The 23624-nt window shown below is 66.8% G+C and carries 22 protein-coding genes; 6 read left to right on the top strand and 16 right to left on the bottom strand.

From position 1 onward, the window contains the following. Positions 1–126 precede the first annotated feature (126 nt). A complete protein-coding gene (locus tag CQ040_RS00325; protein ID WP_105525599.1) occupies positions 127–2010 on the top strand; it encodes a chorismate-binding protein in 1884 nt (627 codons plus the stop codon). A 65-nt stretch (positions 2011–2075) separates the two neighbouring features. Here the strand turns inward: CQ040_RS00325 and CQ040_RS00320 are convergent, their stop codons facing one another. Continuing rightward, positions 2076–3389 carry an RIP metalloprotease gene (locus CQ040_RS00320; RefSeq protein WP_105525600.1) on the bottom strand — a complete coding sequence of 438 codons (1314 nt, stop codon included), beginning with the start codon at positions 3387–3389 and terminating at the stop codon, positions 2076–2078. Between the two features lie 65 nt (positions 3390–3454). Here CQ040_RS00320 and CQ040_RS00315 point away from each other — a divergent pair, with 65 nt between their 5' ends. The 3 genes from CQ040_RS00315 (at position 3455) to CQ040_RS00305 (ending at position 6547) form a co-directional block, all read left to right on the top strand. Beyond that, positions 3455–4036: a hypothetical protein gene (locus CQ040_RS00315; protein ID WP_105525682.1), complete on the top strand. Its 582-nt coding sequence runs from the start codon at positions 3455–3457 to the stop codon at positions 4034–4036. Between the two features lie 100 nt (positions 4037–4136). Next, a complete protein-coding gene (locus CQ040_RS00310; RefSeq protein WP_105525601.1) occupies positions 4137–4829 on the top strand; it encodes a YcnI family protein in 693 nt (230 codons plus the stop codon). A 95-nt stretch (positions 4830–4924) separates the two neighbouring features. After that, a complete protein-coding gene (locus CQ040_RS00305) occupies positions 4925–6547 on the top strand; it encodes a Mur ligase family protein (protein WP_181156903.1) in 1623 nt (540 codons plus the stop codon). A 39-nt stretch (positions 6548–6586) separates the two neighbouring features. Here the strand turns inward: CQ040_RS00305 and dxr are convergent, their stop codons facing one another. Together dxr and CQ040_RS00295 are read right to left on the bottom strand one after the other, a co-directional pair. Then, a complete protein-coding gene (gene dxr, locus CQ040_RS00300) occupies positions 6587–7669 on the bottom strand; it encodes a 1-deoxy-D-xylulose-5-phosphate reductoisomerase (RefSeq protein ID WP_105525603.1) in 1083 nt (360 codons plus the stop codon). A 36-nt stretch (positions 7670–7705) separates the two neighbouring features. Next, a complete protein-coding gene (locus tag CQ040_RS00295) occupies positions 7706–8668 on the bottom strand; it encodes an FKBP-type peptidyl-prolyl cis-trans isomerase (protein WP_105525604.1) in 963 nt (320 codons plus the stop codon). A gap of 123 nt (positions 8669–8791) precedes the next feature. On the opposite strand from CQ040_RS00295, the gene CQ040_RS00290 reads away from it, so the two are divergent. Continuing rightward, positions 8792–9589 carry a 1-acyl-sn-glycerol-3-phosphate acyltransferase gene (locus CQ040_RS00290; RefSeq protein ID WP_028502876.1) on the top strand — a complete coding sequence of 266 codons (798 nt, stop codon included), beginning with the start codon at positions 8792–8794 and terminating at the stop codon, positions 9587–9589. A 14-nt stretch (positions 9590–9603) separates the two neighbouring features. Here the strand turns inward: CQ040_RS00290 and CQ040_RS00285 are convergent, their stop codons facing one another. Next, positions 9604–10098, bottom strand: a complete 495-nt coding sequence (locus CQ040_RS00285; protein WP_028502877.1) for an OsmC family protein — start codon at positions 10096–10098, stop codon at positions 9604–9606. A gap of 67 nt (positions 10099–10165) precedes the next feature. On the opposite strand from CQ040_RS00285, the gene CQ040_RS00280 reads away from it, so the two are divergent. Then, positions 10166–11161, top strand: coding sequence for an asparaginase (locus CQ040_RS00280; protein ID WP_028502878.1), 996 nt, complete (start codon positions 10166–10168; stop codon positions 11159–11161). A gap of 34 nt (positions 11162–11195) precedes the next feature. Here CQ040_RS00280 and CQ040_RS00275 read toward each other — a convergent pair whose 3' ends face one another. The 12 genes from CQ040_RS00275 to atpE all read right to left on the bottom strand — a co-directional run bounded on the left by CQ040_RS00275 (position 11196) and on the right by atpE (position 23621). After that, complete coding sequence (locus CQ040_RS00275; RefSeq protein WP_105525605.1) at positions 11196–13868, bottom strand: FtsK/SpoIIIE domain-containing protein; 2673 nt, start codon at positions 13866–13868, stop codon at positions 11196–11198. 125 nt (positions 13869–13993) lie between these two features. Beyond that, positions 13994–14791 (bottom strand): PP2C family serine/threonine-protein phosphatase, encoded by a 798-nt coding sequence (locus CQ040_RS00270; protein ID WP_105525606.1) that lies wholly within the window; start codon positions 14789–14791, stop codon positions 13994–13996. Positions 14792–14872: 81 nt separating this feature from the next. Continuing rightward, the gene (locus CQ040_RS00265) at positions 14873–15856 is read right to left on the bottom strand and encodes an aldo/keto reductase (RefSeq protein ID WP_105525607.1); all 984 of its coding nucleotides are present in this window, start codon (positions 15854–15856) and stop codon (positions 14873–14875) included. An 89-nt stretch (positions 15857–15945) separates the two neighbouring features. Beyond that, positions 15946–16731 carry a large exoprotein gene (locus CQ040_RS20600; RefSeq protein WP_181156905.1) on the bottom strand — a complete coding sequence of 262 codons (786 nt, stop codon included), beginning with the start codon at positions 16729–16731 and terminating at the stop codon, positions 15946–15948. A gap of 113 nt (positions 16732–16844) precedes the next feature. Further along, positions 16845–17591: a YaaA family protein gene (locus tag CQ040_RS00255; RefSeq protein WP_105525608.1), complete on the bottom strand. Its 747-nt coding sequence runs from the start codon at positions 17589–17591 to the stop codon at positions 16845–16847. A 77-nt stretch (positions 17592–17668) separates the two neighbouring features. After that, the gene (locus tag CQ040_RS00250) at positions 17669–17929 is read right to left on the bottom strand and encodes a F0F1 ATP synthase subunit epsilon (protein WP_017830988.1); all 261 of its coding nucleotides are present in this window, start codon (positions 17927–17929) and stop codon (positions 17669–17671) included. 2 nt (positions 17930–17931) lie between these two features. Next, positions 17932–19386, bottom strand: coding sequence for a F0F1 ATP synthase subunit beta (atpD, locus tag CQ040_RS00245; protein ID WP_017830989.1), 1455 nt, complete (start codon positions 19384–19386; stop codon positions 17932–17934). 21 nt (positions 19387–19407) lie between these two features. Beyond that, positions 19408–20304 carry a F0F1 ATP synthase subunit gamma gene (locus tag CQ040_RS00240; protein WP_105525609.1) on the bottom strand — a complete coding sequence of 299 codons (897 nt, stop codon included), beginning with the start codon at positions 20302–20304 and terminating at the stop codon, positions 19408–19410. 19 nt (positions 20305–20323) lie between these two features. Next, positions 20324–21964: a F0F1 ATP synthase subunit alpha gene (atpA, locus tag CQ040_RS00235; RefSeq protein ID WP_105525610.1), complete on the bottom strand. Its 1641-nt coding sequence runs from the start codon at positions 21962–21964 to the stop codon at positions 20324–20326. 47 nt (positions 21965–22011) lie between these two features. Further along, complete coding sequence (locus CQ040_RS00230) at positions 22012–22803, bottom strand: F0F1 ATP synthase subunit delta (protein ID WP_105525611.1); 792 nt, start codon at positions 22801–22803, stop codon at positions 22012–22014. Continuing rightward, positions 22803–23357, bottom strand: coding sequence for a F0F1 ATP synthase subunit B (locus CQ040_RS00225; protein ID WP_105525612.1), 555 nt, complete (start codon positions 23355–23357; stop codon positions 22803–22805). Before CQ040_RS00225 ends, CQ040_RS00230 begins: the two co-directional genes overlap by 1 nt. 27 nt (positions 23358–23384) lie before the next feature. Continuing rightward, a complete protein-coding gene (gene atpE, locus CQ040_RS00220) occupies positions 23385–23621 on the bottom strand; it encodes an ATP synthase F0 subunit C (protein WP_105525613.1) in 237 nt (78 codons plus the stop codon). Positions 23622–23624: the final 3 nt, after the last annotated feature.

Below are 23624 nucleotides of genomic sequence, written 5' to 3'. Positions count from 1 at the left end.
CATGCTCGCGAACTTCACCTGGTGGCCCGCCTTCTAGGCGGTGTGTTCGCGTTCCCACGAATCCAGACCGCCGACCTCGGCGGTCTTTTCGTTGCGCCGAGCCGGAGCACTGCACAGGAGACATCGATGACCCTCTCACGACTCGCCGAGCTCAGCGCGGATCCGACCGCATCCTTCGTTCTGATCGCCCGCGACGGGGCAGACAGCGTCGAACTTCTCAGCGGCGAGGTCGTCGACGTGGACCTGCTCGCCGACATCCCGCTGACGATCGACGGCATCCCGCGCGAAGTCTTCGCCATGGTCCCCTATCGCCAGGTGCGTGAGCGCGGATTCGTCGCTCAGGATGACGGAGCGCCGCTGCGCTGCGTGATCGTCGAAGAGCATCTTCAACTCCCCACTGCAGAACTCCTCGACGCACTCCCGAGCGCCCCGGTTCCCCTGCACGACGACGGCTTCGACATCGCGGACGCCGAATACGCGGGGATCGTCGAGAAAGTCATCGCCGACGAGATCGGCCGCGGTGAAGGGGCGAACTTCGTCATCCGACGCGATTTCACCGCGAGCATCGACGTCGATGACCGCACGGCCGCCCTCACCTGGTTCCGTGCGCTGCTCACGCACGAACGTGGCGCCTATTGGACGTTCGCCGTCTTCACCCCCGGCCACATCGCCGTCGGAGCGAGCCCCGAAGCCCACGTGGTCGCCCGTGAAGGCGTCGTCACGATGAATCCGATCTCCGGAACCTTCCGCCACCCGGCCGGAGGGGCGACGAAGGAGACACTGGTCGACTTCCTCGCCTCCACCAAGGAGACCGAGGAACTGTTCATGGTCGTGGACGAAGAGCTCAAGATGATGAGTGCGGTCTGCTCAGACGGCGGTCGGATCACCGGACCGCACCTCAAGGAGATGTCGCGGCTGACACACACGGAGTACATGCTCCGCGGACGCAGCGCACTCGACCCGCGCGACATCCTGCGCGAGACGATGTTCGCGCCGACCGTCACCGGTTCGCCCATGCAGAATGCCTGCGCCGTGATCCGTCGCCACGAGCGGAAGCCCCGTGGCTATTACTCCGGGGTCGCCGCGCTGTTCACTCCGAACACCCATGGCGGCCACGACCTGGACGCACCCATCCTCATCCGCACCGTGTACCTCCAGGACGGAAGGCTGAGTGTTCCCGTCGGCGCCACGCTCGTACGACACTCCGACCCGCTGGGTGAGGTGTCGGAGACGCACGGAAAGGCCGCGGGTGTGCTCGGTGCCATCGGCGCGATCGACCGTGACAGTGTGGCCGAGGCTCGTAGCGACGCGGATGCTCCCGGCGACGCGCTCCCACTCGCCGAAGACCCCGCGATCGCAGCGCTGCTGTCTTCACGCAATGCCCGCCTGGCTGAGTTCTGGCTCAACCCGCAGGGCGAAGATTTCACCGGTCCGTTCGCCGGACGTACCGCTCTCGTCGTGGATGCAGAGGATCGGTTCACCACGATGCTCGCCCACCAACTCCGCCACCTCGGTCTCGCGGTGACCATCGCGCCGTGGAGCGAGGTGGATGACGCGGCGCTCGGTGCCGCAGACCTTGTCGTCGCTGGCCCAGGCCCCGGTGACCCTCGGGACACCTCGAACGCGCGCATCTCCCGGATGCGCGAAGTGGTCGCCCGCCGGCTCGAGGCCGAAGCCCCGTTGCTCGCCGTGTGCCTCAGCCATCAGATCCTCGCAGACCGACTCGGCATCGCACTGACGCCTCTCGATGCCCCCCATCAGGGCCTGCAGAAGTACGTTCCGGTGTTCGGAGAGGACGCCTCGATCGGTTTCTACAACACCTTCACGGCACGCGTCGCCCCTGGAACGACCGCGGCCGGAGCTGCAGAAGTCTCCGCGGACGGAGATTCCGGTGATGTGTACGCGCTCCGCGGCGCGCACTTCGCCTCGGTGCAGGGACACCTCGAGTCGATCCTGTCGCGTGACGGGATCCGCACGCTCGAACGTCTCGTCGGCGACGCCTTCGCGTGAGCTGACCTACTCAGCTCCTGGCGCGAAGTTCCCACGGGAGCGGAGCAGAAGTCGTTCGGCGTCGTTCAGCCGAGGAGATTCACCGGATTGAACAGGTCGGCGACCAGGAGCAGCGCCCCCATCCCGATCAGCAGCACGGCGACGACCACGGTCAACGGCACGAGCTTCGTAGCGTCGACGGGAGCAGGAGGGGGTCGGCGGAAGAGCTTGGCCCACGCTCGCTTGATGCCGTCCCACAGTGCGACCACGATGTGACCGCCGTCGAGCGGGAGCAGGGGGATGAGGTTGAAGACGAACAGGGCGATGTTCAGTGAGCCCAGGAGTCCGAGCAGGACCGCGAACCGGTTGAGGACCGGCGCATCGGTCGCGGCGACCTCTCCGGCGAGGCGTCCTACGCCGACCACGCTCAGCGGTCCGTTCGGGTCACGTTCGCCGCCGGTCACTAGGGAGACGCCCACGTCCCACAACCGCACCGGGAGGGTGACGATCAGAGATGCGACCCTCGCGACGTTGTCGGCAGCCATCTCCGGCCCTGCGGTGAGCGGCTGTTGCACGTACCCCATCTGGGCGCCCATGCCGACGTAGCCGACTTCCTTGACGACGGGTTCTCCGGCGTCATCGAGGACGGGCTGGCCGCTGGCATCGGTGATCGCCCGTTCTGCGGCGATCGGGGTGATGGTCAGCGCTTTCTCCGCGTCGTCCCGGAGCACGACCATGTCGAGCGTGTCACCGGGAGCGGCCTGCACGATCGCCGTCGCCTCGGCGAACGTGGAAACCGGCTGCCCGTCGATCGAGACGATGACGTCGCCCGGCTTGATCCCGGCTTCCGCCGCGGGCGACTCGGGATCGTCGGCGGTGCATTCGGTGGCCTCGGAACCCGCCGGCACGACGCACTGGGTGACAGAGGCGATCGTCGTGGTGCCCTGCTGCACGCCGATACCGGACACCAGCACCGTGAAGATGACGGTGGCGAGGATCAGGTTCATCAGCGGGCCGCCGAGCATCACGACGACGCGCTTCCACACCGGGAGCCGGTAGAAGACGCGGTCCTCTGCCCCTTCGGCGATCGTCTCGTCGTTGGCGCTGCGCGCATCCTGGATCAGCGAACGGAAGACGCCGGACGCTGGTCCGGTCTTCTTCGAGGGCGGGTACATCCCCGACATCGAGATGAAGCCGCCGAGCGGCAGGAGCTTGAATCCGTACTCCGTCTCGCCTATCCGCTTCGACCACAGTCGCGGCCCGAAACCGATCATGTACTGGCCGACGCGCACGCCGAAGAGCTTCGCAGGGAGGAGATGGCCGACCTCATGCAGGCCGATCGACAGCCCGAGGCCGATCAACATGAAGAGGATGCCAGCCAGATAGAGCAGGAATTCCACGTGCCAACGTTAGTGCCCCCAGCTAGGAATCCGCCCGGCCCTCTCGGCGCAGCTAGGCTGTGACCGTGAATGCCCGGCAGCTGCGACTCGTGCGTGCTGCCGCCGTCTCCTCCGTGGCGACACTGATCGCGGCTCTTTCTCACACGATCGGCGGTGGGGCCGCCCCGCATCCGCTGCTCATTCTCGCGGTCGCGACGCTGATCATGCCGCTGTCGGCGCTGCTGGTCGGGGTTCGACAGTCGAGAACTCGTGCGGCCGTCGCCGTGTTCCTCGGGCAAGCCGCCTTCCACCTCGTGTTCCAGGCGCTCGGGGCGCCTACCGGCGCCCAGGTCGGTGGCGGCGGACACTCTCACCACATCGACCTCGCTCTGCTCGGGTCAGCGTCGCCTTTGGCGGCCCCCAGCACGATGATGCTGTTCGCTCACGCCGTCGCAGCAGTTCTCACCACCCTCCTCGTATGGCACGGCGAGACTGTCGTGCGGGTCGTGGCCCTCTGGGTCGAGGCACTGTTCCGACGTGCTGACGCAGTTGTACCTGCCGCACATCGCCGACCGCCCCGTCTTCGTTCGATCCTCTTCCCGTCGTTCGACGCCGCGGTCTCGTCCGCGGTGCCACGCCGCGGCCCTCCTGCGCTCATCTGCGACTGATCCGTCGCACCGCAGTCCGCCGCCCGTCGTGGGCGGAAACAGCATTCGCGGAGCCGCGTCATAGTGGCGCGCCCGCATTTCGAGCACCAGGAGATCACTCATGTCCCGAATCACCCGTACCCGTACCCGCCGCAACGCCCTCGCCACCGCCGGCATCCTCGGCGGAGCAATCCTCGCCCTGGCCGTTCCCTCGATGGCCAGCGCCCATGTGGGTGTCAGCCCCGATGAGCTCGTCGCAGGCGATCACGGCGTCCTCACCTTCTCGTTCTCACACGGCTGCGAGAACTCCCCCACCACTGCACTGCGCATCACGATGCCGGAAGGACTCGCCTCCGTCGCACCGACGATGGACAGCGACTGGAACATCCAGGTGGAGCGCGGTGAGGACGGCCTCGTCAGCGCCGTCACGTACACCGCGGTCGCCCCGGTGCCGACCGACCTTCGTGGTGCGGTGAGCATGGGGGTCGGCCTGGACGAGAGCACACCGGACACCCTGGCCTTCCCCGTCGTGCAGCAGTGCGTGGAGGGGGCGACCGAGTGGACGCAGATCGCCGAGAACGGTGAGGACCCGCACAGCCTCGACGCGCCGGCTCCGGTCGTGTCGGTCACAGCAGCAGCCGCGGGTGGCCACGGCGAGCATGCAGCGACGGAGGCCGCGGCGGACGACTCGGCGGACGACTCAGCCCCGTCTTCCGCGACCGATCCGGTGGGGGTAGCCCTCGGCGCCGGAGGGCTCGTCGCCGGAATCGCGGCACTCGTCGTCGCGATCCTGGCCTACCGCCGCAAGGCCTGACGCCACGCACGACTCCTCGCGCGCTGCACCGCGGCGCGCGAGGAGTCGTGCCGCACGAGGTGTTCGCACCGCCGTCGTGAGATCATGGATCCGTCATGTCGATTGAACAACAACCGAGCCTGCCTCCCGTGCTCCGCCCCGCGAACCCGCCCCGGCGTGAGCTGTCCGAACTCGCTTCCCGATTCGCCCGCACGATCCGCGGCGATGTCGACGGGATCGCCCTTTCCGGCATCACCCTCGCCACTGCGGATCTCCGCCCCGGTGAGGCGTTCGTCGCGATCCAGGGCGTCAACCGGCACGGTGCCGACTTCGCCGTCACCGCCGCCGAGAAGGGCGCCGTCGCTGTCATCACCGATGAGGCCGGCGCAGCCATCGCTGAGCCGGCGGGACTGCCGATCATCGTGGTCGACGACCCTCGCGGCGTACTCGGCGATCTCAGCGCCTGGGTCTACGGGACGGGCGCCGAGGATCCTCTGCCCCTGCTGTTCGCGACGACCGGGACGAACGGGAAGACCAGCGTCTCCCATCTGCTGGAGGGGATCCTCGATCAGATCGGGGTCGTCACCGGTCTCTCCTCCACCGCAGAGCGCCACATCGCCGGCGACGTCATCGTCTCCCGCCTGACCACCCCCGAAGCCTCCGAGATGCACGCGCTTCTCGCCCTGATGCGTGAGCGCGACGTCGAGGCAGTGGCCGTCGAAGTCAGCGCACAAGCCCTTTCGCGCCACCGGGTCGACGGCATCCGCTTCGATGTCGCCGGGTTCACCAACCTGAGCCACGATCACCTCGACGACTACGCCGACATGGAGGAGTACTTCGAGGCGAAGCTTCCGCTCTTCCGTCCGGATCGGGCAAAGCGCGGTGTCATCTGCCTCGACTCTCCCTCAGGTGCGATCGTGGTCGAACGCTCCGAGATCCCGGTCGTCACGGTCGGAACCCCCTCGATCGCCGCTGACCCCGCAGCCGCAGCCGCAGCGGACTGGGTCGTCATCATCGATGAGGAGCGAGCAGCCGGCACGACCTTCACGATGACCGGCCCTGGCGGCTCACTCACCACCACGGTCCCGGTCATCGGCCCCCACATGGCCGCGAATGCCGCGCTGGCGATCGTGATGCTCCTCGAGGGCGGCTACACGTGGGAGCGCATCGTCGACGCGCTGAACCGCGACGGCGGCATCCGCGCCTACCTTCCCGGTCGCACCCAACTCGTATCCGGACAGCGTGGACCGGCGGTCTTCGTCGACTTCGGGCACTCCCCGGATGCGTTCGAGAAGACCCTTGCCGCTGTCCGCCGAGTGACTCCCGGGCGGGTGCTGATGCTGTTCGGCGCCGACGGCGATCGCGATGCGAGCAAACGTTTCGACATGGCCCGCACCGCCGTGGAGGGCAGCGACATCCTCGTCGTGACAGACCACCACCCACGTTTCGAGGATCCTGCTTCCATCCGTGCGACCTTGGTCGAGAGCGCCCGCAAGGTACGCCCGGACGCCGAGATCCACGAGGCTTCACCGCCCGAGAACGCGATCGTGACCGCGGTCGGACTCGTGGGCGACGGCGACGCGATCCTGTGGGCGGGACCTGGGCATCAGGATTACCGCGACATTCGCGGGATGCGCACGCCGTATTCGGCCCGTGAGCTCGCCCGCCGAGCGCTGCGTGCTGCCGGCTGGCCGGTACCGGACTCGCGCTGGCCGGTCCCTTACCCCGAAGAGCACTGACTCCGACGACCAGGGTGGAGACCCCACCCTGGTCCCGGCTCAGAGCGCCGCGATCATCCGATCGGCGGTCGTGCGAGCCCAGGACTCGGCTGCGGCGAGACTCTCGACCGTGAGCACGTCGGGCGCATCGTGCGCGTCGACGACACGCGCGATCGTGTCGACGATACCGAGGAACGAGAGCCGACCTTCGTGGAACGCATCGACCGCCTGCTCGTTCGCCGCGTTGTACACGGCGGGGAACGTACCCCCTGCGCGTCCGACCGCTTTCGCGAGCGCGACGGAGGGGAAAGCCTGGCTGTCCAGCGGCTCGAACGTCCAGGACGTTGCAGAAGACCAGTCAAGCGGTCGTCCGACGCCGCCGACGCGGTTCGGCCAGTCCAGGCCCAGCGAGATGGGCAGCCGCATGTCGGGCGGCGAAGCCTGTGCGATCGTCGAGCCGTCGATGAACTCAACCATGGAGTGCACGATCGACTGAGGATGCACGACCACCTCGATGTCGTCGTACGCGACGTCGAACAGCAGGTGCGCCTCGATGACTTCGAGCCCCTTGTTGACGAGCGTCGCCGAGTTGGTCGTGACCATCCGCCCCATGTCCCAGGTCGGGTGGGCGAGCGCCTCGGCGGGGGTGACCTCGGTCAGTTCCGTTCGGCTGCGACCGCGGAACGGGCCGCCGGATGCCGTCACCACCAGTCGTCTCACCTCGGCATGAGTGCCGGCGAGCAGTGCCTGCGCGAGCGCCGAGTGCTCGGAGTCGACCGGCACGATCTGACCGGGCGCTGCGGCGGCGAGCACCAGGTCTCCGCCGACGATCAAGGATTCCTTGTTCGCGAGTGCGAGCGTTCGGCCCGCCTTGAGCGCTGCCAGGGTCGAGCCGAGGCCGATCGAGCCGGTGATGGCGTTGAGCACCACGTCAGCTTCGACATCGCGGACGAGCTGCTCGGCCTCTACCGCTCCCAGAGCGGTGTCGTCGACCTGGAACTGCGCGGCCTGCTCCGCCAGCATCTCGGCATTCGAACCGGCGGCGAGACCGACCAGTTCGAATCGTCGAGGGTTGGCGCGGATGACATCCAGTGCCTGGGTGCCGATGGAGCCGGTGGAGCCGAGGACGATGACGCGACGCATACCGTCAGCCTAGGTCACGCCCTCGGCACCCAGCGGTTACTGCTGCGCCTGGACCGGAGTCGTCGCGAGGATGTCGACGACGAACACGAGGCTCTCCTTCTGGAGTTCGTGTCCCTCGCTCGCGCCGTATCCGTCTGACGGCGGCATCACCACGACGACCTGCGAGCCGACCTTCTGGCCCTCGAGGGCCTTCTGGAACCCTGCGACGACGCCGGTGGTCTGGAACTGCGTCGGAGCGGCGTCGCGGCTCCAGCTGGAGTCGAACTCCTTGCCGTCTGACCACTTGACGCCCAGGTACTGCACGACCACGAGGTCGCCCGACGCGACAGTCGCGCCATCGCCCTGCTTGAGGACGGCGACCTTGGTCTCGGTCGGCGCGTCGCCGTCCGGGATCGTCACGGTCGGAGCGCCCTTGTCGTCGAGCTTGACGGTCGGCATACCGGGAGTCGGGTCGACCGGCGTACCCGTCGCCACCTCAGGGAGCTGCTCGACGGCCTCGGCGTAGACGACCACGTTGTTGGCTCCCTCGCCGAGAACCTTGCCCGGGAGGGTGAGCACGATCCGCGAGCCGGCCGGCTTGCACTCGAGAGCCGCGACGAAGAGGGAAGACTGGTTCGTGTCGAGGAGCACCGGCAGCACGCCACCCTCACCGCGAGCGGAAGAGTCGAGAACCTGGTTGGTCGTCGCATCGACGATCTGGTAGTCGACCGACACCAGGTCGTTGACTACGACGTCTTCGCCATCGCCCTCGGAGATGACGGTCCTTTCAACACCGGCGAACGCGGCATCGGCCGGAACGGTCACCTTGGTGTCCGCTCCTTCACCCTCCACTACGACGGCATCGGACGTCGCACCGGCCTTGGCGTCGAGCTGGCACGCGCTCGAAGCGGTCGGCGAAGGCGTGCCGGAACTCGCCGGGGCACCGCCACCGGCGCAACCGGCGAGCAGGAGGGTCGCCGCGGCGACGGTGGACAGGACGATGAGCGGACGCTTGCGCACAGTGAGACCTCAGGATCGCGGGCGGGAACCTCCATCCTGCCTCATACCCCTTTGCCCTCGCTGGGAGGCGCGGCGCGAGTCTCCATTCCCACGGCGGCATGGATCCGGGAGTAACCTGCTCTGATGACCTCTGAGCAGTCCGTCGAGCCCGAATCCTCGTCAGAAGAGGAATCCTCGTCAGAAGAGACTGCCAAGCCTCGTCATGCCGGATTCGCCTATTCACTCGGTCGCGGCCTGATCACGCCCCTCGCCCGGTTCGTGTATCGGCCACGCATCGAGGGTCGCGAGAACGTCCCGCTGAGCGGCCCTGTGATCTTCGCCAGCAACCACCTCTCGTTCATCGACTCGATCGCCATCCCCGTCGCGGCTCCCCGTCCGGTTCACTTCCTCGCGAAGTCGACCTACTTCGAGGGCGCGGGTTTCAAGGGCTGGATGAGCAAGACGTTCTTCGAGTCGATCGGGGCGATCCCGGTGCGCCGCGGTGCCGGGCAAGCTGCCCTGGATGCCCTCGAGCTGCAGCGCCAGCTCCTCGACGACGGCCTCGCGGTCGCCCTCTACCCGGAAGGTACCCGTTCGACCGATGGACGGCTGTACAAAGGGCGGACGGGAGTCGCGTTCCTTGCGCTGCAGACGGGGGCACCTGTGGTGCCGGTCGGCATCATCGGCACGGACAAGGTGATGCCGGTGGGAGCGAAGGTGCCGACGCTCAAGGAGCGCATCACGGTGCGCTTCGGCGAACCTCTCGACCTGTCCCCGCACGGCCCGGCGACGAGCGGACGAGCACGTCGCCTCGCCACGGACCAGATCATGGCCGCTATTCACAGCCTTTCTGGCCAGGAGCTCGCGGGGACCTATAACGAAGCCCCCGCTCAGGGCACCATCGAGAAGATCAAGCAGGCGCTTCCTCACGAACGCCGCTGACGCGTCGACGGGGCCTAGGCGAGCGCGGAGACCGTCGCCAGGTGACGGACCGGGAAGTTCATCGAGTTCGCGATGAAGCACCATTCGTTGGCCTGCGCGTGCGCACGCTCTGCCGCTTCGATCATCGAGGCTTCGGCGACGACGACGACGGGACGCAGCATCACCTCGACGAACGAACCGCCCCCCGCACCGTCTTCGCGCATCATGCCGCTCGCCTCGTCACGGTAGGAGACGACGACCACGCCGGCTGTGACACATGCATGCAGGTAGGAGAGCAGGTGACATTCGGAGAGCGATGCCAGCAGGAGGTCTTCCGGGTTCCACCGCGACGGATCCCCGCGGAACGGCTTGTCCGCCGAGGCGAGCAGCTCGGGCTTTCCGCTGACCTCGATGGTCACGTCGCGGCGGTAGTCGCGGTAGCCGCTGGTGCCGGAGCCGGTGTTCCCCATCCAGGTGGACGTGAGTGCGTAGCGATGCTCGCCGAGGGCGCGGGTGGTCGACTCTGCCATGCCACCAGTCTGCCAGGCACCTCGGACACGGTGCGAGAGCTCTAACGCCCCGAGCTAGAGTTGACGGGTGCTGGAGACTCTCACCGTTCAGGATTCCGTGGAACTCGCCGTCGTCGAGCGGAGCGGATTCGTCGAATCCCGCCATGCCGGCGCGGCCGTCGTGCTCTCCCCCGACGGCGAGATCGTCGCCCGACACGGCAACGCCGACGCGCTGATCCTGCCGCGCTCCAGCCTCAAGCCTCTCCAGGCGATCGCCTGCATCACCGCAGGTGCGGTACTTGAAGGCGAGCAGCTGGCGCTCTCGACAGCGAGCCACGTCGGCACCGACCGACACGCATCGGTGGTGCGCGACATGCTCACCGAGGGAGGGCTCACGGAAGACGACCTGGGCTGCCCTGCCTCGTGGCCGAGCGACTCCGCGACACGCGACGATCTCGTCCGGGAGCACGGAGAGCCGACGCGCGTGCGCATGAACTGCTCCGGCAAGCACGCCGCCATGCTGCGTGCGTGCGTGGCCACCGGGTGGCCCACTGCGGGCTACCTCGATCCCGCTCACCCGCTGCAGCAGCACATCAGAGACGTCATCGAGCGGCTCACCGGCGAGAAGATCGCGCACACCGCGATCGACGGTTGCGGGGCCCCCGTCTACGCCATGACGCTGACCGGTCTCGCGCGCTCGGTCCATCGCATCGGCACCGCTTCTGACCGTTCGCCCTTCGCCCTCCACCGCGTCGCCGGCTCGCTGGTCCGCGCGGTGCGCGAGCACCCATGGACGATCGAGGGTCCCGGACGCCCCGACACGATTGCGATCGAGAAGCTCGGCGTGTTCACGAAGCACGGCGCAGAGGGTGTCATGGTGATGGTCGCCCCCAACGGCACGACCGTGGCCCTCAAGATGCTCGACGGGGCCACTCGCGCCTCGACGATCGTTGCAGCGACCCTGCTCGCTCGTGCCGGAGGGCTGAACGACGCCGATGTGGCGACGCTCGCAGATGCCCTTCCGCTCCGGGTGCTCGGGGGCGGAGTCGACGTCGGCGTCATCCGTCCCGGCATCGGAATCTGACGCGCCGAGAATCACGTACCGAGCGATGAGCTACTCATCGCGAAGAAAGCTCAGCGAGTACGACTCGCCGCGGTGATCCCGCACCGATCACCGACCATGCTCGTCCTGCATGCGGGCGAGCGTACGGAGGGAGCTCTCGGGCGCCGACGAGCTGTCGGAGGTCTGCAGGCCGCTCCGCTCGGATCAGAACTTCGCCCGCGGCCCTGATGCGTTGCCAAGACGACCAGTTGCGTTGCCACGTCTCCGCATCTGCGACCACGATGCAGGGTCTTCCGGGTGACACCGGCTCTGCCCCGGCGAGGATCACCTCGCAGTCCGGACGCGCTTCGCGCATCTGATCGACGATCGCGTCAGCCCCGGCTGTGACGACCGCCGTGATCGCGCAAGACGGTCTCCATGCTGCCGCTGGTGCCTGCGTAGAGCGCTTGAGCGCGTCTTCTGCGACCCAGGCGAGCTGAACCTCCCGGTCGCCGATGCGGGCGCGGCCGGGAACGCGATCGCGCACGTACCCCGCCGCCTCTCCCCCGGCAGCCAGATGCTCCAACCGCGTCGGCATCCGCAGCAGCGCTCGTCGTGGCAGCAGATCGAGCACCCGCCCCAGTGCGCCGTTCGCCCTCGCCGCCGTGAGAATGAAGGTCGTTCCGGGGCACGCACGAAGTATCTGCTCCCAGCGTTGGATGAATTGCTGAGCGTACTCCGGCGGCAGGCCGCTGAGGAGCGCGTCCACGTCGTCACACAGCACGACAGAAGGAGGATGTTGGCTGCCGTCCGCCCAGGCATCGAGCAGATCCCCCGCTTCCTCAGCTTCACTCGGCATCCAGAAGGCGTCAGACCTCTGGGCCGACACCGCTCGCAGCGCCGCGGTGCGGCCTGAGCCGGGCGCACCGAGAACCACGAGCCCTCGATCGTGTCCGCAGCGCAGCACCTCTGGCGGCTGGGACTGATGACGGGGGTCATCGGCGCGGCCGAGGGCGATCGTGTCAGGCTCGAGGACATGTTCTCCGAGAATCTCGGCGATCGGAACGCAACCGGAAAGTGCAGGCAGCCACGGGCTGCGCGGCGGTGCCTCTGCCGCCCAGCGCATCCCGACCGCTCGCAGATCCGCTGCTTCGGTCAAGGCGACGCGCAGCACCACCGGCTCGTGATCTGATGGCCTTCGCACCAGCGCGACGCCGCGTCCCCCCGCATCGCCCGGGAGCACAGACGCGCCATCCGTGCCGATCATGAACCTGCTGTCGGCCGCATCCCCGACGCGCAGGCTGATGCGGAGCGGGCAGTTGGCTGCCAGCGCATCTCGCACGACACCCGCGGCGCGCTGGGTGCCGAGGATGAGATGCATGCCCAGCGCCCGACCACGGGCTGCGACATCGGTGAAGACTGCGCCGAGATCGGGATGCTCGGCCAGCAGGGCAGCGAACTCGTCGACGACGATGATCAGCCTGGGCATCGACACCTCTCGCACGTCACGGACGCCCGCAGAGGCCAGCACCCCCTCCCGGCGCCGCAGCTCGGCCGTGAGGCTGGAGACTCCTCGGCGCGCGCCGTCTTCGTCGAGGTCGGTGATGACAGCGGCCACCTGGCGCAGCGCGCGCAGCGGTTCGAAGGCGGTGCCGCCTTTGAAGTCGGCCAATATGAATGTCACGCGGTCAGGGCCGTTGGTCGCGGCGATGGCGGTGACCCAGCTGACGAGCAACTCGCTCTTGCCTGTCCCCGTCGTTCCGGTGACGATGGCGTGCGGTCCGTCGCCGACGATATCGACGGTGACGTCTCCGCGCTCTCCCCTGCCGATCGTCGCCGACAGTCCGTCGTCTGCTCGTGGCTGTTCCAGTTCACGCAGGGACACCCCCTCGGGCAGCGCATCGGCGTCGTCGCCACGATGGACGAGTTCGCGTGCCATCGCGCTCGCCTGTTCGAAGGAGATGCATTCGACAGCGAGTTCGGACGTGCTGGTCGGCGTGCGCAACACCGCTTGGCAGGGTTCGACGATGTCGATGACCGTCGTGATCCCCTCCGGCACCTCCGAGCCGGTCGTGGTCTGCCAGATCGTGGCGTCCGCATCGACCCGACCGCCCGTCAGGGAACCTATCCCCACCTTGAATCCGCCGTTGCGCGCCCTCAGCACATGCGGAAGCGCGTCGAGACCGTAGTCACCGAGGTTCGCGCCGACAACCGACAGCTGCGCGGCTCCGAAGCGCAGACACATCTGCAGGACCAGAGCCCGCAGGACGGCGTCGGTCAACGGCCGCGCACCCCTGAGACAGATACCGCCTCCGATCGGCACGACGATCGGGGCATCGTCGACCACCCGGCAGCGCTCACGAAAGCTGCGGCCACGAGAATCATCTCCACCGCTGCACCGGATGTCGCTCACTGTGCCCCCGGCACCGATCACCACAGAGGTCGTCGCGTCGGGCGGCCGAGCATCCCGAAGAGGTGGCTGTGCAAGGCAAGTAGCGGTGTCGGGGCTACGCCGCCACAACGCCTCACGCTCCGCACGGTGCAGACGTACGAGCTCTGCCTCTGCCGCGGCCCACTCCCGTTCGGCCTGCGCCTGCGCCTGTCGACGCTCGCGACGCCGGGTACGGGCCGAATCCACCAGCGAGGCCACGATCATCAGAGGCCCGAGGGCCGCGAAACCGAGCGCGAGGATAGAACCCGAGACCAACCACAGCACCACACCCGCGGCGATCGGGACCACAGCCGCCATGAATGGCAATGGAGCCCGCCGAGAGGGAGACGGAGTCGTCGGGAGCACGATCGGGAGGGATTCCATGCACCCCAGTGGATCGCATCTGAGCCGTGGAATCAGCGCTGTCCACAGCCCCGGAACGGCTACTCCGTGGTGTTCTCGATTGGGGAGGACGAGTCGCTCTCATCCGCGACCTGGACGATGATGAGGGTCACATTGTCCCTGCCACCGTTCTCCAACGCCGCAGCGAGCATCGCATCGGCGGCCTCACCCGGGTCACCGTGCTCCCGCAGGAAGTGCTGGATGCCGTAGTCGGTGAGCTCCTTGGTCAGCCCGTCGGAGCAGATGACGAATCGGTCACCAGGGCGCACATCGATCGACACGTAGTCGGGCGCCGTGAGCTCGCTCGCCCCAACGGCCCGGGTGATGACGTTGCTGTAGGGGTGCCCTTCAGCCTCTTCTGGACTGAGCTTGCCTGCCGTGATCAGCTCCTGCACTACGGAGTGATCCGTCGTGATCTGAACCAGTCGATCGTCGCGGAGCAGGTACACGCGGGAGTCGCCGATGTTCAGAGCGGTCCAATGCGCCTCCTCACCGACGGTGTCGAAATAGACACCGGTGAGCGTCGTCCCCGTGCCCTCGTCGGTCGTCTCCGGATGGTCCGCGATGTCACCGACCGCCAGCTCGAGCGCATTCTCGATCACTGAGTGGTTGACCTCGCCCGCGGAGACCACGGCCTGGAGCCTCGCAACCGTGCTCTGGCTCGCGATCTCGCCACCGGCATGGCCGCCCATACCGTCTGCGACGATGAACAGAGGATACTCGGCAAGGAAAGCGTCCTGGTTCGTCTCTCTGCGGCGCCCTTGATCGGTGATACCCGACCAGGACAGCAACAGCGGGCGCTGCGCAACCGTGATGCGGTGCGTCTTCGTCTCAGCCACGTGCTGCCTCCGATGGACCTGCGACGGATCGGGCGGTTGCAGGATACTCACACATCGTAGTAGAAGTCGCTCCCACCGCGGTCACACTCGCGCGCCGGGATCGACAGGAAGCGGAAACAGATCGTCGATGATCGCGAGCTCGAGAGCATCCGGACGCCAGGCGTCGCCTGCCGCCGCGTTTGCTTCGACCTGTGCAGCCGAGGTCGCTCCAGCGATGACGCTCGAGACAGCCGAGTGAGACAGCAGCCAGCCGAAAGACGCCTCCACCATGCTGATGCCGCGCTCATCGCAGAAGCTGCGGAACGCGTCGAGAGCATCCCAGGGTGCGCTCTCCCAGACATGGCGACGCGCCGACATGATCCGGCTGGACTCCGGCCCTCCCTCACGACTGAACTTTCCTGTGAGCAGGCCATTGTGCAGAGGGAAGTAGGGGAAGAACCCGAGCTGGTACCGCTCCACCGCAGGCAGCACTTCCCGCTCAGCAGCTCGCGCGAGCAGGGAGTAGTGGTTCTGCGCGGAGATGAATCTGCCGGTCGAGCGCTCCCTCGTCGTGAACTCCGCCTCAGCAATCTGCCAACCCGTGAAATTGGAATGCCCGAAGTAGCGGATCTTGCCCTCGCGCACGAGGTCATCGAGCGCATCGGTGGTCTCTGCGATCGGCGTCTCCGGGTCGGGAAGATGCAGCTGATAGAGATCGATCCAGTCCGTGCGCAGCCGCCTCAAGGACTCATCGACGGCGCGCCGTACATATCGCCGCGAGCCGCGCGCCGCGGGGAACGCATAGCCCATGTCGCGTTCCTGACCGAACTTCGTCGCGAGCACCACACGCTCGCGACGTCCCTCGAGGGCTTCTCCCATCAAAGTCTCGCTCGCGCCGGGCACTGCCCCGTACATGTCGGCGGTGTCGAAGAAGGTGACACCGTTGGCGAGAGCCGCGTCGATCACCTCACGCGTGCCTGCCAGGGTCTCAGTCGCTGTTCCGGCCCGCCCGAAGTTGTTGCAGCCGAGGCCGGTGGATGAGACGAGAAGACCAGAGGCACCGACACGGCGCTGTGACAAGACCATGCATCCCACGTTAGTGGCCCCTGCCGATCCAAGGCCGTCCAGAACAGCACAGAGCCCCCGACCGAAGTCGAGGGCTCTGTTTCAGACGATCACGCCGGAGGCTGCGTGGGATCTGTCGGCGGTGCCGGCGGAGCTGCGGGCGGTGCCGGCGGAGCTGCAGGCGGCGCGGTGGGAGGTGCCGGCGGAGCCGTCGGCGGCGCTGCCGGAGGAGCCGGCGGTGTCGTCGGCGGCACCGGGGGCACGGGAGCACCTGTCGCGGGGGCCGCAGGACCAGCCGGCGGCGCGTATCCGGGCTGCGCGGGCGGTGCATAGCCCGGCTGCGCGGGAGGGGCGTAGCCCTGAGGCGCACCGTATCCGGGGGCCGCTGCAGGAGCGGGCTTGGGCTGGACCGGGATTCCCTGCCAGACCGTGTTGTCACCGAGGAAGCCATTGTTCGCCCACGGAGCGGGCGCGACATTCGGGTTCCAGCGCGACTTGTCGAAGGCGTTGATACCCAGCCAGATCAGCACGCCGACGCCGGGGATCAGACCGAACAGGATCCAGACGGCATCCTTCTGCAGCTTGAGGCCCACACGCCATCCGACGACGACGAGGACCGCGATGTAGGCGATCCACGAGATGTAGTTGAGAATCGGGATGACGTTGATGACGATGGCACCCAGCATCACCCACGGTGAGACGTCACCGAGCTTGGCGAGGACCATCGCGTTGTAGACGGGCACCCACGCCCGCCACTTGCCTTCGACTCCGGCCTTCTCGAAGATCTTCATGAGGAAGAGCGACGAGAGAATGTAACCCGCTGCCGCGAAGATGAGGCCGAGGACCATCAGGATGCCGAAAACGGCCAACGAGCCTGTGTCGTAATAGTCGTACATGATCCCCTCCGGATCCGGTGTGCGGCACAGATCGCGCCGCGTGACAACCATAGCGGGACATCACAAGCGGGCAAAGGGCCCACGCGGAGTGATTCACACGCGGACATCCGCGGTCACTCTTCGACGACCAGCTCCAGAACACCCGGCTGCTCGCCGTCGCGGAGGACGATCCCCTTCTTCGTCGCCCACGAGTGGAACCCGCGTAGGGAACCGACGCGCGGTCGGTCCTCGGCGATCGCACGCATGAGCAGACCTTTGGACTTCTTGTTGAAGTGGTTGAGGGCACGTCCGTGCGCGGTAACGACCCGGACATAGGCCGACGACACAGCCAGCGGCACAGGTCCGAGAGCCACATAGGCTTCGCTCCGCAGGTCGAGCACGAACGAAGGCGCCTCCTCCTCGATCGCCGCAGATGTGACTTCCGCCCAATGCCGACGCAGCGCAGGGATCCCCGGGAGCGAGATGCCGGCAGCGAGCCGATAGGTCGGCACCGCATCGAGCGCCCCGACGGGTCCCAGCGGAGCACTGTGGATCCAGACGTGCTCCCCCAACCACCGACGGGATGCGGTGGAGAGGGTACGGGCATCGAGAGCGTCGAAGAGCACGCCCGTGTAACGGTCGATCGCGGGCATGGTGGGCGCGGACTTCACCTCGCGATTGTGCACGACGTCGCCTCGCTGCCGCTCGCTCAGTTTGAGCACTCGACGCGCAGCAGCCTCATCTGCGGCGAGATCGATCAGGGCCTCGAGAACCGCGGAGCGATGTTCATTCAAAGACGGAAGTGCGAGCGCGTCGAGGTCGAGCGGTGAGCCGTCGCCGCCTTCGCGTTTCGTCTCCGACGGAGGGAGCAGGATCTTCATGACACCTCGGTGATGCAGACACGTCCGCCTCGGAACCCACGAAGGGTGCCGAGGCGGACGCGACGAAACGGTAGTTGCTAGGCGATGAGAGCCGCGTTGCCGGCAACGATCGTCAGGGTGTCGCCCTCCATGGAGAGGAACCCGTCCTGTGCGTTGGCCAGCACCTTGGTGCCATCCGACTGGGTGATGCGGACCTGGCCTTCGGCGAGGATGGCCAGCACCGGCTCATGGCCGGTCATGAAGCCGATCTCACCCTCGACGGTCTTGGCGACCACGAGGCTCGCCTCTCCCGTCCAGACCTCCGCGTCTGCGGAGACGAGGCTGACATGCAACGCCATGGTCAGCCGTTCTCCTTCTGGATCTTCGCCCACTGCTCTTCGACGTCGGAGATGCCACCGACGTTGAAGAAGGCCTGCTCGGCCACGTGGTCGAAGTCACCGCGGGTGATCGCGTCGAACGACTCGATGGTCTCCTTCAGCGGGACGGTCGAACCCTCGACGCCCGTGAACTTCTTGGCCATGTAGGTGTTCTGCGAGAGGAACTGCTGGATACGACGTGCACGCGACACGACGATCTTGTCTTCCTCGGAGAGCTCGTCGACACCGAGGATCGCGATGATCTCCTGCAGCTCCTTGTTCTTCTGGAGGATCTGCTTGACCGTCGTGGCGACGCGGTAGTGGTCCTCGCCCAAGTAGCGGGGGTCCATGATGCGCGACGTCGAGGTCAGCGGGTCGATGGCCGGGTACAGACCCTTCGATGCGATCTCACGAGAGAGCTCGGTCGTCGCGTCGAGGTGGGCGAACGTGGTCGCCGGAGCCGGGTCGGTGTAGTCATCGGCGGGAACGTAGATCGCCTGCAGCGAGGTGATCGAGTGACCGCGCGTCGAGGTGATGCGCTCCTGGAGCACACCCATCTCATCGGCCAGGTTCGGCTGGTAACCCACGGCGGAGGGCATGCGGCCCAGCAGCGTGGAGACCTCGGAACCGGCCTGCGTGAAGCGGAAGATGTTGTCGATGAAGAGCAGCACGTCCTGCTTCTGCACGTCACGGAAGTACTCCGCCATCGTCAGAGCCGAGAGGGCGACGCGCAGACGCGTTCCCGGCGGCTCGTCCATCTGGCCGAAGACGAGGGCCGTCTTGTCGAAGACACCCGCCTCTTCCATCTCGTGGATCAGGTCGTTGCCCTCACGGGTGCGCTCACCGACACCGGCGAACACCGACACACCACCGTGGTCCTGCGCGACGCGCTGGATCATCTCCTGGATGAGGACGGTCTTGCCGACACCAGCTCCACCGAACAGACCGATCTTTCCACCCAGCACGTACGGCGTCAGGAGGTCGATCGACTTGATGCCGGTCTCGAACATCTGAGTCTTGGACTCGAGCTGGTCGAAGTTCGGCGCCTTGCGGTGGATCGGCCAGCGCTCGGTGACCTCGATCGTCTCGCCGGGCTCGAGGTTGAGCACCTCGCCGATGACGTTGAAGACCTTGCCCTTGGTCACGTCGCCGACGGGGACCGAGATGGCCTCGCCGGTGTCGCGGACTTCCTGGCCACGGACGATGCCGTCGGTCGGGTTCAGTGCGATGGCGCGGACGAGGTCGTCGCCGAGGTGCTGAGCGACCTCGAGCGTGATCTCGGTGGACTCTTCGCCCATCGCGATCGTGGTCTTCAGCGCGTTGTAGATGTCGGGGATCGAGTCATGAGGGAACTCGATGTCGACAACCGGACCGTTGACGCGTGCGACGCGCCCGACGACCGCGGTCGCCGGCTGGTCAGCCGGAGCGGTGAGGGTCATTTTCGTCTCTTTCCTGATGGTCTATTTGCTCGAGAGGGCGTCGGCGCCGCCGACGATCTCGGCGATCTGCTGCGTGATCTCCGCCTGACGCGCGTTGTTGCGCAGGCGGGTGTAGTCGGTGATGAGCTTGTCGGCGTTGTCGCTGGCCGACTTCATCGCCTTCTGCGTCGCCGCCTGCTTTGCGGCAGACGACTGCAGGAGAGCGTTGAAGACACGGCTCTGGATGTACACCGGCAGGATGGCGTCGAGAACGGTCTCGGCATCCGGCTCGAACTCGTACAGCGGGTAAACGGTGTTACCGGCTTCCGACTCATCGGCTTCCGTGATCTCCAGCGGGAGCAGACGCACGGACTCGGGCGACTGCGTCATCATGCTGACGAAACGGTTGTACACGAGGTGGATCTCATCCACGCCGCCGTCCAGTCCCCCATGGGAGAATGCTTCGAGCAGCGTGGCCGAGATCTCCTCGGCGGTGTGGAACGTCGGGGTGTCGGTGTCACCTGTCCACTCCGCAGCGGCGGCGAGGCGACGGAACTGGAAGTATCCGACCGCCTTGCGACCGACGAGGTAAAAGACGGGCTCCTTGCCCTGCCCACGCAGGAGCTCAGCCACCTCGAGACCCTCACGGAGGATCTGCGAGTTGAAGGCTCCGGCGAGACCGCGGTCCGAGGAGAAGATCACGACCGCAGAGCGGGTGATGTTCTCGGACTCGCGGGTCAGCGGGTGATCCACGTTCGAGTGCGTCGCGACGGCCGACACGGCCCTCGTCACGGCTCGCGCGAAGGGTGTGGACGCTTTGACGCGTGCCATCGCCTTCTGGATGCGCGAAGCCGCGATGAGTTCCATCGCCTTCGTGATCTTCTTGGTCGTCTGAGCAGAAGAGATCTTCTGCTTGTAGACCCTGAGTTGAGCGCCCATATGTCAGTACCTCACGCGGTTACGCGCGACGACCCTTGACGATCTTCTCCTGGTTGACGTCCTCAGCCTCGGCTGCAGCGTGCTCCTCGTGGCCCGGAGCGCCGATGCCGGCGCCCTTGCCACCCTGGAACTCCAGGATGAACGCGTCGGTGTGCTTCTCGAGCTCTGCGACCGTGTCGTCGTCGAGGACGTTGGTCTCGCGCAGGGTGTCGAGCACCTTGGTGTTGCGACGCAGGTAGTCCAGCAGCTCGCGCTCGAAGCGCAGAACATCGGAGACCTCGAGCGAGTCGAGCTTGCCCTTGGTTCCGGCCCAGATCGAGACGACCTGCTCTTCGACGGGGTACGGCGAGTACTGCGGCTGCTTGAGCAGCTCGGTCAGGCGCGCACCGCGGGAGAGCTGACGACGCGAAGTCGCGTCGAGGTCGGATGCGAACATCGCGAAGGCTTCGAGGGAGCGGTACTGCGCGAGCTCCAGCTTCAACGTGCCCGAGACCTTCTTGATCGACTTGACCTGTGCGTCACCACCGACTCGCGAGACCGAGATACCCACGTCGACGGCCGGACGCTGGTTGGCGTTGAAGAGGTCGGACTGAAGGAAGATCTGGCCGTCGGTGATCGAGATCACGTTGGTCGGGATGTACGCCGAGACGTCGTTCGCCTTGGTCTCGATGATCGGAAGACCCGTCATGGAACCGGCGCCGAGCTCGTCGGACAGCTTCGCGCAACGCTCCAGCAGACGCGAGTGCAGGTAGAAGACGTCACCCGGGTAAGCCTCGCGGCCCGGCGGGCGGCGCAGGAGGAGGGAGACGGCACGGTAGGCCTCAGCCTGCTTCGACAGGTCGTCGAAGATGATGAGGACGTGCTTGCCGCCGTACATCCAGTGCTGACCGATGGCGGAACCCGTGTAGGGAGCCAGGTACTTGAAGCCGGCGGGGTCGGATGCCGGAGCTGCCACGATCGTGGTGTACTCCAGGGCACCGGCCTCTTCGAGCGCACCCTTCACCGAAGCGATGGTGGAGCCCTTCTGACCGATGGCGACGTAGATGCAGCGAACCTGCTTGTTGACGTCGCCCGACTCCCAGTTGGCCTTCTGGTTGATGATCGTGTCGATCGCGATCGCCGTCTTGCCGGTCTGGCGGTCGCCGATGATCAACTGACGCTGGCCACGACCGACCGGGATCATGGCGTCGATGGCCTTGATGCCGGTCTGCATCGGCTCGTGCACCGACTTGCGCTGCATGACGCCGGGCGCCTGCAGCTCGAGTGCGCGGACGCTCTCGGTCTCGATCGCGCCGAGTCCGTCGATCGGGTTGCCGAGCGGGTCGACCACGCGGCCGAGGTAGCCGTCGCCGACCGGAACCGAGAGGACCTCGCCGGTACGGGTGACTTCCTGACCTGCCTGGACACCGGTGAACTCGCCGAGGACGACGACACCGATCTCGTGCTCGTTGAGGCTCTGTGCGAGACCCTTGGTGCCGTCCGCGAAGATCACGAGCTCGTTCGCCATGACGCCCGGGAGTCCCTCGACGTGCGCGATGCCGTCGGCGGCGTCGATGACGGTGCCGACCTCGGTCGCCCCGGCCCCGGAGGGCTCGTATGCTGCGGCGAAGTCCTTCAGCGCGTCACGGATGACGTCGGGGCTGATCGATAGTTCTGCCATTGTCTTCCCTTTGTATCTGGGTGCGCGGTTCCCCGCGCGAAGTCGTGTTAGCCCGCGAGCTTCTGGCGAAGGTCTGCGAGTCGTGCGGAGATGCTGCCGTCGATGACGTCATCGGCGATCTGCACTCGCAGACCTCCGACGACAGCAGGGTCGATGACGACGTTGAGGGATACCTGACCGGCGTAGCGACGCGAGAGCGAGTCGCTGAGACGGGCGCGCTGCGCGTCGCTGAGGGCTGCCGCGGTGTGCACCGTGGCGACCACGCGGCCGCGCTGGGTCGAGACGATGCTCATCGCCCGATTCAGAAGTCGCCGAACACGGCGCCCGCGCGGCTGGCGCACGAGAGACGTGATGATCAACTTCGAGGCCGCACCGGTGGAGCCTGCGGCCAGCAGACGCTCTACGAGCGCGACCTTCGCTTCTTCTCCCCCGAGGCGGCTGCCCAGGGCGAGCTCGAGCTCGGGATTGGTCGCGATCACGCGAGAGAAGCTGAACAGCTCTCCCTCGATGTCCGTGCCCGGCTCCGCGATCGCTGCGGCGCTGATCGCGAGTTCCTCGATACCGTCCACCAGCTCACCGGCGTTCGACCAGTGCTCAGCGACAGCAGCCTTGAGAACACTCAGAGCGTCTGCAGAGAACCCGCCGAACACCGCGGCGACGACGGACTGTCGTGCCGCGGCGGGAGCGGAAGGATCAGCAAGCGCGCCGCTCAGCTGGGACGACCCGCTCACGGCACCGGCGGCAGCGAAGAGCTCCCGCGCGGTGTCGAGGGAGACGTCCTTCGCTGCGGCAAGCGTCTTGATGGATGCCGCGAGTGCCTGAGTGGTCGCGCTGCCCATTACTGAGCCGCCTTCTCGGATGCCTCGAGCTCGGCGAGGAAGCGGTCGACGACAGCCGTCGCACGTGCGTCGTCGGACAGCGTCTCACCGACCACGCCACCGGCGAGGTCGATCGCGAGCGTTCCGACCTCGCTGCGCAGCGACACCAGAGCGGTCTGACGCTCTGCCTCGATCTGCGTGTGCGCGGTGGCGGTGATGCGTGCAGCCTCGGTGGATGCGGCATCCTTCGCCTCGGCGACGATCTTCTTGCCGTCCTCGCGGGCGGCCTCACGGATCTCGCCGGCCTCGGTACGCGCCTCAGCGAGCTGACGCGTGTACTCCTCGAGTGCCGCCTCCGCCTGCTTCTGCGCCTCGTCGGCCTTGGCGATGTTGCCCTCGATGGCGGCGGACCGCTCATCGAGCATCTTCGTCAGCTTGGGAAGGGCGACCTTCCACACGACGAGGAGGATGACGATGAACCAGAGGCCCGACCAGATGATGTCGTACCACGCAGGGATGAGAGGGTTGTTCGGCTCACCCTCTGCTGCGAGGTTCGTGACAAGAGCGTTCAGCATCCTGTCTCCTTCAGAAGTCGGTGAGGATTACGGGAAGGGGATGAATGCGACGGCGATGCCGACGAACGCAAGCGCCTCGGTGAAGGCGATACCGATCCACATGAGGACCTGGAGACGGCCGGCCAGCTCGGGCTGACGGGCGACGCCCTCGATGGTCTTGCCGACGACGATGCCGACGCCGATGGCCGGGCCGATGGCTGCGAGACCGTAGCCGACAGTTCCGAGGTGACCGTTGATTTCAGCGAGAACCGTAGTAGCGTCCACGGG

This window comes from Microbacterium sp. MYb54 (genome assembly GCF_002979515.1).
Classification (GTDB): domain Bacteria; phylum Actinomycetota; class Actinomycetes; order Actinomycetales; family Microbacteriaceae; genus Microbacterium.
The sequence above is the reverse complement of the archived record's forward strand: the minus strand, read 5'-3'. Positions and strand labels throughout refer to the sequence as shown.

What these genes read in the sequence shown, in the direction of transcription:
- CQ040_RS00325 (WP_105525599.1), top strand. Translation starts at nt 127, where the DNA reads ATGACCCTCTCACGACTCGCCGAGCTCAGCGCGGATCCGACCGCATCC.
- CQ040_RS00310 (WP_105525601.1), top strand. Translation starts at nt 4,137, where the DNA reads ATGTCCCGAATCACCCGTACCCGTACCCGCCGCAACGCCCTCGCCACC.
- CQ040_RS00305 (WP_181156903.1), top strand. Translation starts at nt 4,925, where the DNA reads ATGTCGATTGAACAACAACCGAGCCTGCCTCCCGTGCTCCGCCCCGCG.
- dxr (WP_105525603.1), bottom strand. Translation starts at nt 7,669, where the DNA reads ATGCGTCGCGTCATCGTCCTCGGCTCCACCGGCTCCATCGGCACCCAG.
- CQ040_RS00290 (WP_028502876.1), top strand. Translation starts at nt 8,792, where the DNA reads ATGACCTCTGAGCAGTCCGTCGAGCCCGAATCCTCGTCAGAAGAGGAA.
- CQ040_RS00285 (WP_028502877.1), bottom strand. Translation starts at nt 10,098, where the DNA reads ATGGCAGAGTCGACCACCCGCGCCCTCGGCGAGCATCGCTACGCACTC.
- CQ040_RS00275 (WP_105525605.1), bottom strand. Translation starts at nt 13,868, where the DNA reads ATGGCGGCTGTGGTCCCGATCGCCGCGGGTGTGGTGCTGTGGTTGGTC.
- CQ040_RS00265 (WP_105525607.1), bottom strand. Translation starts at nt 15,856, where the DNA reads ATGGTCTTGTCACAGCGCCGTGTCGGTGCCTCTGGTCTTCTCGTCTCA.
- CQ040_RS20600 (WP_181156905.1), bottom strand. Translation starts at nt 16,731, where the DNA reads ATGTACGACTATTACGACACAGGCTCGTTGGCCGTTTTCGGCATCCTG.
- CQ040_RS00255 (WP_105525608.1), bottom strand. Translation starts at nt 17,591, where the DNA reads ATGAAGATCCTGCTCCCTCCGTCGGAGACGAAACGCGAAGGCGGCGAC.
- CQ040_RS00250 (WP_017830988.1), bottom strand. Translation starts at nt 17,929, where the DNA reads ATGGCGTTGCATGTCAGCCTCGTCTCCGCAGACGCGGAGGTCTGGACG.
- atpD (WP_017830989.1), bottom strand. Translation starts at nt 19,386, where the DNA reads ATGACCCTCACCGCTCCGGCTGACCAGCCGGCGACCGCGGTCGTCGGG.
- CQ040_RS00240 (WP_105525609.1), bottom strand. Translation starts at nt 20,304, where the DNA reads ATGGGCGCTCAACTCAGGGTCTACAAGCAGAAGATCTCTTCTGCTCAG.
- atpA (WP_105525610.1), bottom strand. Translation starts at nt 21,964, where the DNA reads ATGGCAGAACTATCGATCAGCCCCGACGTCATCCGTGACGCGCTGAAG.
- CQ040_RS00230 (WP_105525611.1), bottom strand. Translation starts at nt 22,803, where the DNA reads ATGGGCAGCGCGACCACTCAGGCACTCGCGGCATCCATCAAGACGCTT.
- CQ040_RS00225 (WP_105525612.1), bottom strand. Translation starts at nt 23,357, where the DNA reads ATGCTGAACGCTCTTGTCACGAACCTCGCAGCAGAGGGTGAGCCGAAC.